14 protein-coding genes are annotated in these 13,923 nt (G+C 54.4%); 8 read left to right on the top strand and 6 right to left on the bottom strand.

Annotated features, from left to right (window positions below; translation table 11 throughout):
- Positions 1 to 74: 74 nt before the first annotated feature.
- A complete protein-coding gene (locus tag Q4491_RS16735; protein WP_303459191.1) occupies positions 75 to 1,028 on the top strand; it encodes a D-2-hydroxyacid dehydrogenase in 954 nt (317 codons plus the stop codon).
- Between the two features lie 12 nt (positions 1,029 to 1,040).
- Here Q4491_RS16735 and djlA read toward each other — a convergent pair whose 3' ends face one another.
- On the bottom strand, positions 1,041 to 1,895 hold the full coding sequence (gene djlA / locus Q4491_RS16740) for a co-chaperone DjlA (RefSeq protein WP_192015420.1): 855 nt from the start codon (positions 1,893 to 1,895) through the stop codon (positions 1,041 to 1,043).
- A 295-nt stretch (positions 1,896 to 2,190) separates the two neighbouring features.
- Between djlA and lptD the strand changes: the two genes are divergently transcribed.
- From lptD to Q4491_RS16770, 6 genes are all read left to right on the top strand, one after another.
- Positions 2,191 to 4,530, top strand: a complete 2,340-nt coding sequence (lptD, locus tag Q4491_RS16745) for an LPS assembly protein LptD (protein ID WP_192015419.1) — start codon at positions 2,191 to 2,193, stop codon at positions 4,528 to 4,530.
- A gap of 58 nt (positions 4,531 to 4,588) precedes the next feature.
- Positions 4,589 to 5,893: a peptidylprolyl isomerase SurA gene (gene surA, locus Q4491_RS16750; RefSeq protein WP_192015418.1), complete on the top strand. Its 1,305-nt coding sequence runs from the start codon at positions 4,589 to 4,591 to the stop codon at positions 5,891 to 5,893.
- A complete protein-coding gene (gene pdxA / locus Q4491_RS16755) occupies positions 5,880 to 6,872 on the top strand; it encodes a 4-hydroxythreonine-4-phosphate dehydrogenase PdxA (RefSeq protein WP_192015417.1) in 993 nt (330 codons plus the stop codon). The genes surA and pdxA overlap by 14 nt, the downstream gene beginning before the upstream one ends.
- Complete coding sequence (rsmA, locus tag Q4491_RS16760; RefSeq protein ID WP_218383568.1) at positions 6,869 to 7,681, top strand: 16S rRNA (adenine(1518)-N(6)/adenine(1519)-N(6))-dimethyltransferase RsmA; 813 nt, start codon at positions 6,869 to 6,871, stop codon at positions 7,679 to 7,681. Before pdxA ends, rsmA begins: the two co-directional genes overlap by 4 nt.
- 74 nt (positions 7,682 to 7,755) lie before the next feature.
- Positions 7,756 to 8,139 (top strand): Co2+/Mg2+ efflux protein ApaG, encoded by a 384-nt coding sequence (gene apaG / locus Q4491_RS16765; RefSeq protein ID WP_303459140.1) that lies wholly within the window; start codon positions 7,756 to 7,758, stop codon positions 8,137 to 8,139.
- A 12-nt stretch (positions 8,140 to 8,151) separates the two neighbouring features.
- Positions 8,152 to 8,961, top strand: coding sequence for a symmetrical bis(5'-nucleosyl)-tetraphosphatase (locus Q4491_RS16770; RefSeq protein WP_218383571.1), 810 nt, complete (start codon positions 8,152 to 8,154; stop codon positions 8,959 to 8,961).
- Between the two features lie 46 nt (positions 8,962 to 9,007).
- Here the strand turns inward: Q4491_RS16770 and Q4491_RS16775 are convergent, their stop codons facing one another.
- The gene (locus tag Q4491_RS16775; protein ID WP_303459145.1) at positions 9,008 to 9,904 is read right to left on the bottom strand and encodes a LysR family transcriptional regulator; all 897 of its coding nucleotides are present in this window, start codon (positions 9,902 to 9,904) and stop codon (positions 9,008 to 9,010) included.
- Positions 9,905 to 10,027: 123 nt separating this feature from the next.
- On the opposite strand from Q4491_RS16775, the gene Q4491_RS16780 reads away from it, so the two are divergent.
- Complete coding sequence (locus Q4491_RS16780) at positions 10,028 to 10,645, top strand: LysE family transporter (RefSeq protein ID WP_237793734.1); 618 nt, start codon at positions 10,028 to 10,030, stop codon at positions 10,643 to 10,645.
- 76 nt (positions 10,646 to 10,721) lie between these two features.
- Here the strand turns inward: Q4491_RS16780 and folA are convergent, their stop codons facing one another.
- From folA to cgtA, 4 genes are all read right to left on the bottom strand, one after another.
- Positions 10,722 to 11,204, bottom strand: coding sequence for a type 3 dihydrofolate reductase (gene folA / locus Q4491_RS16785; RefSeq protein ID WP_192015412.1), 483 nt, complete (start codon positions 11,202 to 11,204; stop codon positions 10,722 to 10,724).
- A 14-nt stretch (positions 11,205 to 11,218) separates the two neighbouring features.
- The gene (locus Q4491_RS16790; protein ID WP_225445129.1) at positions 11,219 to 11,692 is read right to left on the bottom strand and encodes a threonine/serine exporter family protein; all 474 of its coding nucleotides are present in this window, start codon (positions 11,690 to 11,692) and stop codon (positions 11,219 to 11,221) included.
- A complete protein-coding gene (locus Q4491_RS16795) occupies positions 11,689 to 12,468 on the bottom strand; it encodes a threonine/serine exporter family protein (protein ID WP_303459151.1) in 780 nt (259 codons plus the stop codon). Before Q4491_RS16795 ends, Q4491_RS16790 begins: the two co-directional genes overlap by 4 nt.
- A gap of 113 nt (positions 12,469 to 12,581) precedes the next feature.
- Complete coding sequence (gene cgtA, locus Q4491_RS16800; RefSeq protein WP_192015410.1) at positions 12,582 to 13,766, bottom strand: Obg family GTPase CgtA; 1,185 nt, start codon at positions 13,764 to 13,766, stop codon at positions 12,582 to 12,584.
- Positions 13,767 to 13,923: the final 157 nt, after the last annotated feature.

Genomic DNA, 13,923 nt, shown 5'->3' on the forward strand with positions numbered 1-13,923 from the left:
CCAACTTGCAGCCTGCCACCCGCTGGTGTTTACTGTGTGCCATCAACCACACGCATCAGCAGGGAGCCAGAGTGATGCACCAGATAGTTTTTCTCGACCGCGATACCATCCCCCATCAGATCACCCTGCCCCGCCCGGCCTTTGCGCACCACTGGCAGGAATACCCGATCACCTCTTCGGCGCAGGTTGCTGAACGGCTGCAACAGGCCACCATAGCCATCACCAATAAAGTCGTGCTCAATGCTGACACTCTGCGTCAGTTGCCGCAGCTGAAAATGATCGCCATTGCCGCCACAGGCACCAATAATGTCGATCTGGACTACTGCCGCGGACACGGCATAGTGGTCAGTAACATTCGCGGTTATGCCACCGGCTCGGTGCCAGAGCACGTCATTGCCATGCTGTTTGCGCTCAAACGCAACCTGTTCGCGTACCACAGAGATATTCAGGCCGGCGTCTGGCAGGAGAAGAAACAATTTTGCTTTTTCAGCCACCCGATTGGCGATGTGGCCGGCAGCACGCTGGGGGTGATCGGCAGCGGCAGTCTGGGACAGGCGGTCGCTAAACTGGCCTCAGCCCTTGGTATGAAGGTGGTATTTGCTGAACGCAAAGGCGCAGCATCATGCCGCGACGGTTACCTGCCTTTTGAGCAGGTGCTGCAATCCGCCGATGCAATTACGCTGCACTGTCCGCTCAGTGAGGAAACAACCAATTTGATTGCGGCACCGGAACTGGCACAAATGAAGCCCGGCAGCCTGCTTATCAATACCGGCCGCGGCGGACTGGTTAACGAAGAGGATCTGGTTGAAGCACTGCGATCCGGCCACCTGGGCGGTGCCGGGTGCGATGTGTTTACCCAGGAGCCCGCCGACGAATCTAACCCGCTGCTGGCAAACGCAGCGTTGCCAAACCTGCTGCTGACGCCCCATGTGGCCTGGGGAGCGGACTCGGCCATTCAGGCGCTGGCCAATCAGCTGATCGACAATCTGGAAGGCTTTGTCGCCGGCCACCCTCAGCACTGTGTCTGAGGGGCTGGCCACTTACTTAAAGCCTTTTTCTTTTTTTATCAGCTCGTAAGCTGCCGTCAGTTCCTGTGCTTTCTGCTTTGCCAGCTCCATCATCTCTGGCGGTAAACCTTTGGCCGCCAGTTTGTCAGGATGATGCTCGTTCATCAGTTTGCGGTAAGCCCGTTTCAGATCTTTCGGACTGGCCTGTTGTTCGACGCCCAGCAGTTCATACGCATCACTGAGCTGATCCCGGGTTGGTGCCTGTCGAAAACCGCCCTGCTGTTGCTGTGACTGCTGGCGATAAAAGCCCCCGCCCTGCTGAAAGCGAAACGCCGCTTCTTGCATATGCAGACGCCTTTCCAGCTGCTGATCGGAAAAACCCAGGGCACGGCCAATCACGAACAGTAACTGGCGCTCTTTCGGATGCAGGCTGCCGTCGGCAAACGCGGCCTGGATCTGCAATTCGAGAAAAAACTGCAACAAATCAAGCCGCCCCGTCCCTTGCTGACGCACCCTGGCCAGCACTTCCTGAAGGGGGAAATCTTCTGATTTGCCGTCACGAAAAGCTTCCTGAGCCAGCCGGCGGGCATCACCATGCAGCTGCATTCGGTCCATAATCGCGCTGGCGACGCGGATTTCATCCTGGGTCACCCGGCCTTTCGCCTTGGCCATATGACCCATCACAGCAAACGCCGCATGAAAAAACGCCGCCTGACGTTCATGCTGATCTGCCTGACCCTGGCTAAAACGACCAAAACTGCCGCCCTGATAAACACCGGCACGCGCCCGATCGAACTTATGACCCAAAAAGATGCCTAATAACAACCCGATAGGTCCACCAAGAAGGAAACCAAAAAATGCCCCTAAAATCTTGCCCAACACCTGCATGTTATACTCTCTGGTAATTTGCTAAATTGTGCCCACGAATGCCGTCTAGTCTTACGAAAAGAGATAGGTCTGTCAGCGTGACTTGCTGTCATAAAGCACAGCGCCGTCCGATAAAGACCTCGCGGCATAATAGCAGAAAAAACAATAATGAATTTATCCGGTCCGATGATTACAGAGCCCCATAGAGATGCCGATAAGCAGAAATTGCTTTATCATAGCAGCCTTTATTGCGGGGACGGCAGGGCCGGTCTGGACACCTTTGCGCTATATCATGAACACAGGAAATTAAATCTCAATGTCATTCACTTCTCGCAGCTTATTGGCGACCATGATCAGCATAGCTTTATATGGCCCGTCAGCTTTCGCCAATGATGCCCTCATTGAGAATGAAGCCAGCCCGACGGCAGAGGAAGAGCTTGCTCTGGTCAAAGGCATGTGCCTGGCCCCGGATCCCAGTGACGGTGATCCCAATAATGCCCCGATCAGAATCACCGCCGATAAGGCAGAGGCGGACAGCGACGCCAGTGTGACCTACTCCGGCGATGTGGTGGTTCGGCAATCCAACCGGACAGTGGCAGCCGATGTCGCCACCATGAACCAGCAAAATAATACTGTCAGTGCCAAAGGCAACGTGTATTTCCACGATGGCAGCATTGAAGTTTATGCTGACAACATGCACAACAACCTGGATACCGACGATGCAGAAATCAACAACGCCGTCTATAGCCTGACCTGTGAAGCCGGCCGGGGTGAAGCCACTAAAATTGAAAAGCAGGGCATGACCTACTATCGCCTGCGCAACGGCACTTACACTACCTGCCCGCCCGGTGATAAAAGCTGGCAATTTACTGCCACCAGCATTGAACGTGAAGCTGATTCACCGTTTGCTGACCTGTATAACGCCCGGTTCGAAATACTTGAAGTGCCGGTGTTCTACATGCCTTACCTGCGTGTACCTGTTGGTGACGAACGGCTGACCGGTTTTCTCTATCCAACCGTGAGTTACGGCTCTCGTGACGGTTTTGAGCTGGAAACCCCGTTTTACTGGAATATTGCCCCCAACTACGATCTGACCTTTACTCCGAAATACATGAGTAACCGCGGCCTGCAGCTCAACAGCCAGTTCCGTTATCTCACTGATCTGGGACAAGGCAGCCTGAAAGGGGAATATCTCGGCAGCGATGAAGCCTCCGATACTGACGATGCACGCTGGGCCTACAACTGGTCCCACAGCGGCCGGTATCAGGATAACTGGCTGTTCAACATTGATTACAGCAAGGTCAGCGACGTGACCTATTTCTCGGATGTCGATTCAGAGATCGGCCGCCGGGAAGACAACAACCTGCTGCAAACCGGCGAAGTGACCTATCAGGAAGAAAAGTGGAACTCAACCTTGCGGGTCAGGAACTTCCAGCCGCTGACGCCGGGTGTGTCATCCAACTACCGTTTGATGCCGCAGCTGACCTTCAACTACTACGAGCCTGAACTGGGTTATGATCTGGACTTTGGCTTCCTGAGCCATATCAGCCGGTTTGAAAATGACGATTCGACGAAACCATCTGCCGATCGTGTCCATTTAGAGCCGTCTCTGACGCTGCCGTTCGCGACTCCCTGGTGGTCAATGACCACGGAAGCCAAGCTGATGTACACCTACTACAATCAGGAGTTCGATCCCACAATCGCCGGTCTGGAAGATCTGGAAGAAACAGCGTCCCGGACTGTGCCCAGTCTGCGAATGCTGACAGGCTTGTATTTCGAGCGGGATACTGACCTGTTCGGTGATGCTTATGTCCAGAGTCTGGAACCGCAACTCCAGTACCTGTACATCAAGGATGTGGAGCAGAGCGACATTTACGGCTCATACGACACCACTATCCTGCAAACCGATTATTACGGTTTGTTCCGTGATCGCCGTTACTCCAGCGTCGACCGCATTGCCGCCGCCAACCAGTTTACTGTCGGTGCCACCACCCGCTTTTTCGACAATAATCTGAAAGAGCGCTTCAACCTCGCCTTTGGCCAGATTTTCTACCTCAACGATTCCGGCCGGAATTTGCAGGAAGAAGGCGAATCACAGCCGAATTATTCGGCCTCGGCGTTTGAGTCTGATTTCAACTTTAATGACTGGCTCTTCTTTCACGGCGGCCTGCAATATGATGCCAGTGAAAGAGACATGCAGTTTGCCAACGCCGCACTGGAATACCGCGAAGGCGGCCTGTTCAGCCAGCTGAACTACCGCTACGTGTCAAAAGAATACATCCAGCAGAGCCTGCCGGATAACAACCAGATAGATAATTACACCCAAGAAGGTATTTCTCAGATTGGCTTCTCAACCGGATTCCCGATTCACGCCGGACTGAGTGTACGGGGGGATTACTACCACGATGTAACGGAAAACCAGATGGTGGAAGGCCAGGTCTCACTCAATTACCGCTCCGACTGCTGGATGATCACGCTGGGCTACAACCAGTACATGGTGGCGCGCAGCAACGTCAACACCCAGCCGGTTGAGTACGAACAGAACTTCAGTATCTCGTTCTCACTACTTGGCCTGGCAGGGGTTTCCGCCGTCGGCGCGTCGTCAGCCAGTGGCAATGCCATTGCATACGGACGACCTTTCTACCTGAACAATTAACAGGCCGGGCCAAGGCCCGCCCTAACCAACCGCGCATTGAAGCGCCCTGGATACGGATATGAAAATGTGGAAGTCTTTTATTCTCGGCCTGACTCTTCTGGGCCTGACAACCGGTTCACTGGCCGCCCTGCAGCCACTGGACAAAGTGGTCACTATTGTTAACGACAGCGTTATCCTGCAAAGCGACGTCGATGCGATGCTGAAAACCGTCCACCTCAATGCGGCGCGTCAGGGCCAGCCTCTGCCGGATGACAGCATTTTGGTCAATCAGGTGATGGAAAAGCTCATCATGGAAACCCTGCAGCTGCAACAGGCAGAACAATTTGGTATCCGTATTGATGACAACCGCCTGGATCAGGCGATCAGCCAGATTGCAGCCGAGCAAAACATGTCCGTGGCCCATCTGCAGCAGGAGCTGGCAGCCGGTGGCATCAGCTACCCGATTTTCCGCGAACAAATCCGCCGTGACCTGACTGCCAGCGAAGCCCGTACCATTATGGTGCGCCGCCGGATCAACATTCTGCCGCAGGAAGTGGACAGCCTGGTGACCCAACTGGGCCAGCAGCAGCAGGAAAGCGTGCAATACAATGTCAGCCATATCCTGATCCGCCTGGGCGAAGGTGCCAGTCAGTCTGAGCGCCAGACGGCCGAGCGCAAAGCCAACGAACTGCTGGCGCAATTGAATCAGGGGGCTGATTTCACCAACCTGGCCTACAGTGCGTCAAATGGTCCCAAAGCTCTGCAGGGGGGTGCCTGGGGCTGGATGAGCCCGGAAGAAATGCCGACTATCTTTGCCGATCAGATCCAAGGTCAGGGGAAAGGTGCTATCATAGGGCCATTCCGCAGCGGTGTGGGTTACCACATTCTCAAAATCAATGATGTGAAAGGCCAGGAGACTGTCTCAGTCACTGAAATCAATGCCCGCCACATCCTGCTGAAAACTTCTGTCATCCTTAGCGATGAAGGAGCGAAGAAACAGCTCGAGCAGGTTCGCCAGGACATTATCGCCGGTCAGCGCAGCTTTGCTGATGCAGCCCAGGCACTGAGTGCCGATCCGGGCTCTGCGGCCAATGGCGGTGAACTGGGCTGGCAGACGCCAGATATTTACGTCCCTGAATTCAAACAGCAGGTTGAAACCCTGCCTGCAGGCACCATCAGTGAACCGTTCCAGACGGTACACGGCTGGCATATTGTGGAAGTGCTGGATCGCCGTCAGGTTGACCGCACCGATGCGGCCGCGAAGAACCGTGCTTACCGGATTCTCTTCAGCCGTAAATTTAACGAGGAAGCCCAGGCGTGGCTGCAGGAACTGCGGGCCGGCGCCTATATAGAACAACCAGGATTTGATGATGAACAAGGTTAAACGTATTGCCATCACGCCGGGAGAACCGGCGGGTATTGGCCCGGATCTCGTCGTGGCGCTGGCACAACAGCCGTGGCCGCACGAGCTGGTAGTTTGTGCCAACGCCGAACTTATGGCAGAACGTGCGGCCCTGCTGGGCTTACCGCTGGAAATCATCAGCTATGATCCAAGCCGTCCGGCTCAGCCACATCGTGCAGGCACTCTGGTGGTGGACAGCCACCAACTGAAAGCCAGTGTGACCCCAGGCCAGCTTGACGAGCACAACGGACATTATGTGCTGGACACCCTCCGCCGTGCTGCCGAAGGCAATATGGACGGCGAATTTGCCGCACTGGTCACCGGGCCGGTGCATAAGGGCATCATTAACCGTGCGGGCGTATCATTCAGCGGACACACAGAATTTTTCGCCCAGCAGGCACAATCCAACCAAGTGGTGATGATGCTGGCAACCGAAGGGTTGCGTGTGGCGCTGGTAACCACCCACATTCCGCTGGCTTATGTGGCCAAAGCGGTGACTGAAGATCGTATTCATCAGGTGATTCGGGTGCTGCATGCCGATCTGATCAGCAAGTTTGGCATCAAACAACCGAAAATTTATGTTTGTGGCCTCAACCCGCATGCCGGTGAAGATGGCCACTTGGGCCGTGAAGAGATCGAAGTGATCACTCCGGCCTTGAATGTTCTGAGAGAGCAGGACGGTATGGATCTGGTTGGCCCGCTGCCAGCCGATACGATTTTCCAGGATAAGTACCTGGCCGAAGCCGATGCCGTACTGGCAATGTACCACGATCAGGGTCTGCCAGTGCTGAAATTCAAAGGATTCGGTAATGCCGTCAATATCACTCTGGGATTACCTTTTATCCGAACATCAGTTGATCATGGTACCGCATTGGAACTCGCCGGTACCGGACAGGCGGACACAGGGAGCCTCTGGACAGCGCTTACCCACGCCATCGAAATGGTAGATAAAAAACAATGAGCAGTGATCAGGTCCATTTAGGCCACCGCGCCCGTAAGCGCTTTGGCCAGAACTTCTTGCACGACGAATACATCATCGACAACATTGTCGCCTCAATTAACCCGAGACCGGGCCAGAATCTGGTTGAAATCGGTCCTGGTTTGGGCGCTCTGACCGAGCCAGTCGGTAAACAAGTCGATAAATTTACGGTGATTGAACTTGACCGCGATCTGGCTGAGCGATTACGCAATCACCCGGATCTGTCCGGTAAGCTGACTATCCATGAAGGCGATGCCATGCGTTTCGACTTCACTCAGCTGATCAGGGAAAACAACAAACTGCGGATTTTTGGCAACCTGCCTTACAACATTTCAACGCCGCTGATGTTCCACCTGTTCAGTTTCCATCAGCATATTGAAGATATGCATTTCATGCTGCAAAAAGAAGTGGTCAATCGTCTGGCTGCCGGCCCGGGCACCAAAGCCTATGGCCGCCTGACCGTGATGGCACAATATTACTGCAAAGTGATGCCAGTGCTTGAAGTGCCGCCCAGCGCCTTCAAACCCGCACCTAAAGTAGATTCTGCTGTGGTTCGACTGGCGCCGTATGAAACATTACCGCATCCTTGTACTAACCTGAAATGGCTGGACCGTGTTTGCCGGGATGGCTTTAACCAGCGCCGTAAAACGGTGCGTAACTGCTTTAAAGCCATCATGGATGTGGACACGCTGGAAAGCCTGGGCATTAACCCTGGCTCGCGTCCGGAAAACCTGACACTTGAACAGTTTGTGTCTATGGCTAACTGGCTGGATGCCAACCACAGCCACTAAGTAATATGCCGGGCCATGGCGCCCGGCAACTGCCTTGCACAAAGGCATTGTCGTATCAGAAAGGAAGCAGCAAGGTGAACAACAAAGTTATCCCTACCATCAAATGCCGGGTCATCACCCATTACATTGATGATCAGTCTGAGCCTGAGCAGAACCGCTACGTCTTTTCGTACACCATTACCATTTGCAACCTGGGCCAGGGCAACGCACAACTGCTTCGCCGCCGCTGGCTGATCACAGATGCCAATGGCAAGAAGCTGGTAGTTGAAGGTGAAGGTGTCGTCGGTGAACAACCTACCATAGCCCCCAATGATGAATACACCTATACCAGCGGCACCATCATAGAAACGCCACTGGGTGTGATGGAAGGCCATTACGTCATGATTGACGACAATGGTAACGAGTTCAATGCCGAAATCGTGCCTTTCCGTTTGGCTATCCCCAATATTCTTCACTAAACAGGGTCGATCATGGCAACCTATCTGGTCGGTGATATTCAGGGCTGTTACCGTGAACTCTGCACGCTTCTCGAGCGTGCAGGCTTCAGTGAACAGCACGATGAACTCTGGCTGGCCGGCGATCTGGTTGCCCGCGGGCCGGATTCTCTGGCCACCCTGCGTCTGGTGAAATCACTGGGTAACAGTGCCACCTGCGTGCTGGGTAACCACGATTTGCACTTACTGGCCGTGGCCCGGGGCATAGGCAAGGCCAAGCAGAAAGATCGGATTGATCAGATTTTGCAGGCCAGCGACGGTGAAGCATTACTCGATTGGCTCAGCCGCCAGCCTCTGCTGGCCGAACACCCCACACACCCTGTTGTCATGGTCCATGCCGGTATCCCGCCACAATGGCAACTCGACGATGCCCGCCGCTGTGCACGTGACGTCGAGGCCATGTTACAAAGCGAGCAGCAGCAATGGCTGCTGAGCAATATGTACGGTAATGAGCCTGAACAGTGGGATCCTGCATTGGCGGGACTGGATCGGTTACGCTACACCATCAACGCGCTGACCCGGATGCGCTATCTGTATCCCGATGGCCGGCTGGAGATGCATTGCAAGCAGCCACCGGGCGAACCGGGCACCGAGCATCTGCAGCCCTGGTTCCAGTTTGCGCGCTCGCAGCCGCTGGGAAAAACCATTATTTTCGGCCACTGGGCCTCTCTGATGGGTTATCAGGATGAAAATGCTATCGGACTGGACACCGGGTGTGTCTGGGGCCATCAGCTCACTATGCTGCGCTGGGAAGACCAACAATGGTTTAAGCAAGACAGGCTCTGACAGGGCCAAGGTTTTTTCTCCACACACTCAGTGCTCAGCTCGCCGCTTAACCCTTGAGAGCCGCGAAGACCGCCTGACGGGTTGCCGTCATTTCCTGACGTAACCAGTTGAGCAGTGCTACCACCCTGTTATCGGCCTCGATCGCGATAGGTGATAACAGATAGTAAGATGAGCCGTCCGCAATAAAGCCGGCAGGGGCGACCAGACGGCGATGTCTGATGTCGTTACCCACCATATACACCGAACTTAACCCGTAGCCACCGCCTGCCTGAACCGCTTCCAGCATGATATAGAAATGCTCGAACCAGACATCTTCTGCCACATTCACCGCCTGGTTAGCCTGATGCTGCCAGTCAGCCCAGGCCGCAGGCCGGCTTTTGGTATGCAGCAGAGTGGTCGGCGAAGTCAACGCCTCTCCTTGCGCATGCTGCTCAGCCAGCACCACGGGCCCGACATACTCAGGGCCTATCGGCTCGGCATGATAACCCTGCTTCCAACTGAAGTCATTGCGACGAATGGCGACATCCGTTTGGCTTTTCACAAAGTCGATCGGACCACCCGATGCGTTAAGGTGCAGCTGAATATCAGGATGGGCGGCCTTGAAATCAGCCAGTCGGGGGATCAGCCATTTCATCATGATGGTCGGTTCACAGGAAATCACCAGAGGCGACTGGCTTTCCTCCGCTTTCAACTCTCTGAGGGTGTTTTTCAGAATCGACAGCATTTCATGGCAAGCTGTTTTGAGCTTCTGTCCCTCTGAGGTCAAAAAGATCCCGCGGTTACGTCGCTCAAACAAAATGACGCCAAGGGCACTCTCCAATTGCTTGATCTGACGGCTCACCGCTGACTGGGTCACACACAATTCATCCGCGGCTCTTACCAGGCTCTGATGACGGGCTGCAGCTTCAAACACCCGCAACGTATTTAACGATGGCAGATTCATAATCGATGACTTTTTCGCATGGATTTCGATGACAACTTATCAATATTCAATGGGTTGTATTTCATCAACAATAGTAACCAATTCATCCATCCGTTACTCATCATTATTCAGGGAAATATACACATGGCCGAACTTTTTGCTGTCGCGTTAATTACAATTCTCGCGGTGATCAGCCCGGGCGCTGATTTTGCAATGGTGACACGAAACAGCTATCTGCACGGTCGCCGTGCGGGTCTGTATGCCGCGCTGGGCATTGCGCTGGGGGTGCTCATCCATGTGGGCTACACCATGCTGGGGGTAGGGGTTCTTATCGCCACCTCCCCAGCCCTGTTCACCGTCATCAAATATGTCGGGGCTTTGTATCTGGTTTACATCGGTTTCTGTACTCTGCGCAGCAAGACTGAACTCACGCTGGCCACTGACAATATCGCGGTTTTATCCGGCTTTGCTTCGTTCAGACAAGGATTACTGACCAATGCCCTGAACCCCAAAACCACGCTTTTTGTGCTGAGCACTTTCACCCAGATTGTCAGTCCGGACACCTCACTCTTGCTGCAAAGCGGCTATGGCTTATTCATGTCTCTGGCGCACTGGATCTGGTTCAGCCTGGTTGCCTTGTTCTTCTCCCAGCAAGCACTGAGACATAAAATGTTGAGCAAACAAGGGCCGATTAACCGAACCATTGGCAGCATACTGATGTTATTAGGGGGATCGCTGGCCTTATCGCCGATGGCCGGCTAGCTGGCACACGTTACCATGCCAACTGTTGGCATGGTAACGGCTAAAACCGGAAGCAAAAAAACAGCGGCAGGCAGGTTTACTGGCGCTCCAGTATCACAAATTCCATGTGGTGGGCATTTTTCTCATCGGCCGCGTAGTGCTCGCTGTGCGTCTGCCGCCAGCCGTCTCCCCAGTCCGGGAAGCAAGTATCTCCCTCGACACTGAGATCGATAAAGGTCAGATAGAGACAGTCTGCGACCGGCAGACATTCTGCGTACACGCTGCCGCCACCTATGATCATCAATTCATCGACCTGCCCTGCAGCCACCTGAGCAGCAGGGAGATCGGCCACCACCGTCACGCCGTCGGCGGCAAAGTCCGGGTTACGGCTGATCACAATATTGTGGCGTCCCGGCAAAGGCCGGCCAATGGATTCAAACGTTTTGCGTCCCATGACAACAGGTTTGCCCATGGTGACTTTTTTAAACCAGGCAAAATCGGCTGGCAAGTGCCAGGGCATGGCGTTGTCTTTGCCAATCACACGATCTTTTGCCATGGCGGCAACCATACTGATCTTCACACGTCGACTCCCTTTTAAATCACTGGTCGGCGACGATAAAACATTAAGCCGGGCATTGCCAGTCCTATGGCCAGCGCTGCCACGGTAAAGGCTGCGGTGATCCCGTTTTCGGCCATACGCTGCCAGATCTCAGGAGAAAAACCATGCTGATTGAGATCCACCAGCGCAATCATGGTCTTAAAAGCATAAACACCGGGCACCATGGGGATCACGGCCGCCACGGTGAACACATGAGGTGGCGCCAGCAGCCGGCGCGACCCGATGATTCCTGTCATCCCGACCAGCAAAGCGGCAAAGAAGCTCGCCCATTCAATCGGCATGCCCTGATACATGAGTACAAAACGGCAACCGTGACCGAGCGCCCCCGCCATGGCGCAGTACTTCAACGCCCTGACCGGCACATTAAATACCATAGCAAACCCGACAGCCGGAATCGCGGCCAGCATCATATCTGCAGACAGTGTGTACAGCCATTGCCAGAACGTCATGTCAGCCACCCCCAGACATTAAACAGGTTCATCGCCGCCACTATGCCCAGGCTGGTCGACAAGGTCAGCAGACTGGCCATCACCCAGCGGGAAATACCCAGATTCACGAAACCTGACACCATATCGGCGACAGCATTAATCAGCGGAAACCCCGGCACCAGCAATAATACCGATGATGCCATCGCCAGAAAGGGCTGATTACCCAGCTCGAACAAAGGGGCAGACGCAGAGACAGCCGTCGCGACAAACGCGGCAGCAGCAAAAGTCAGCAGCGGATTGAAATGATGATGCGCCATCATCAGACGCAGCGCCATGGCGGCAGATGCGGCGAACAAGGTAATCAGGGCCACCGTCAGATCGCCGCCGGCCAGAAGACAGAATGCGGCACACGACAGGCCGATCATCAGGATCATCAGCAGCGGCGGATAGCGCTGGGGCTGAAGGGCTAACAGACGCTTCGTCATAGCCGCAGGATCCAGCAGCCCCTTTTCCGCCATGATGCACAGATGATGGATCCGGGTAACAATCGCCATATTGATCCCATGATCCCGGCAGCGGCGCGTGGTCGTCAGACAATGATCTTCCACATGCACAGTGACCACAATGGCATTGGCGGTCAATGCAATGTTGACCTCATCCACCCCCAGTGCCAGGCCGACACGCTGGCTGACATCCACCACCACCGCAGATTCCGCGCCATGCTGTAACAGCCGCTGACCAACCTGAGCGACTATCCGGGCAATCTCCCGTTCCGTTTTAACTGTAACCGGCTGCATCTTGACTCCCTCAGAGCTTTTCTGTTGATCATTATCTCCGCTATGAGAAAGACCAATTTGATGAGGCACAAAAAAACCGCTCCAAAGAGCGGTTTTTCACATCAAACGGCCAGTTACGGCTTGTAAATGATTTCGACGTCGTAATCGTCTTCGTTCCAATCATCCCAGTCGTCATCGTCGTCATCGTCATCACTTTTCGCAGCACTTTTCTTCAGCTGCTGCTCGTGGTAATCGTCCCACTTGAAATCGACTTTGGTTTCTTCAGTTTCGTCTTCTTCAATCAGAGCCTGAGGAATGGAGTCAATCAAATCCATCAGCTCATAGGTCAATGGCTTGATACCGGTACGGTTCAGCGCAGAAATACAGAAGTACTTCTCATCCCATGCCAGTGCTTCCAGCACTTCCTGGATCTTCGCCTGAGCTTCCTCTTCCTGCAGCAGATCAACTTTGTTAAAGATGATCCAACGCGGCTTGTTCACCAGCTTCTCGCTGTACTGCTCCAGCTCATTAAGGATAGTGAAGGCGTTTTCCACCGGATCCGAGCCGTCTGCCGGCAGCAGATCGATCATGTGCAGCAGCACACGGCAACGCTCCAGGTGTTTCAGGAAGCGAATACCCAGGCCGGCACCGTCGGCAGCACCTTCGATCAGACCGGGAATATCAGCGACCACGAAACTGCGCTCGCTATCGACCCGTACCACACCCAAGCTAGGCACTAAGGTAGTAAACGGATAATCCGCCACTTTTGGCTTAGCGGCCGATACAGCGCGGATAAAGGTCGATTTACCGGCATTCGGCAAACCCAGCATGCCGACATCCGCCAGCAGCAGCAGCTCCAGACGCAGGTGACGAATCTCACCTTTGGTGCCCATAGTCTTCTGACGTGGCGCACGGTTGACCGAGGACTTGAACCGGGTGTTACCCAAACCGTGGAAACCACCTTTGGCTACCATGATCTTCATACCGTGCTGGGTCAGATCGGCGATCACTTCACCGGTTTCTTCGTCCACGGCACGCGTACCCACAGGGACAGACAGTACCTGGTCATCGCCTCGCTTACCGGTACAGTTACCGCCGCGGCCGTTTTCGCCGCGCTCAGCTGCATGAAAACGTTCGAAACGGTAATCGATCAGCGTGTTGAGGTTTTCATCGGCCAGCAGGTATACATCACCGCCGTCACCGCCGTCACCGCCATCAGGCCCACCTTTGGGGACATATTTTTCACGGCGGAAGCTGACAGTACCGTTGCCGCCATCACCTGCATCCACCCGGATTACCGCTTCATCTACAAATTTCATCTTATTCTCCGCACTCTGGCGTTCACTTCGCCAGCCAGGGATAGTCACCACCTGACTGTCTTTATTGTAATACCAATCGGAATAATTCTCAGGGCTTTACACCCGCAGGCACTCAAACTGATATTGTCCTGTGCCATAACAAAAAGCCCCGCCAATA

The sequence above is a fragment of the Photobacterium sp. 2_MG-2023 genome (assembly GCF_030547675.1).
Classification (GTDB): domain Bacteria; phylum Pseudomonadota; class Gammaproteobacteria; order Enterobacterales; family Vibrionaceae; genus Photobacterium; species Photobacterium arenosum.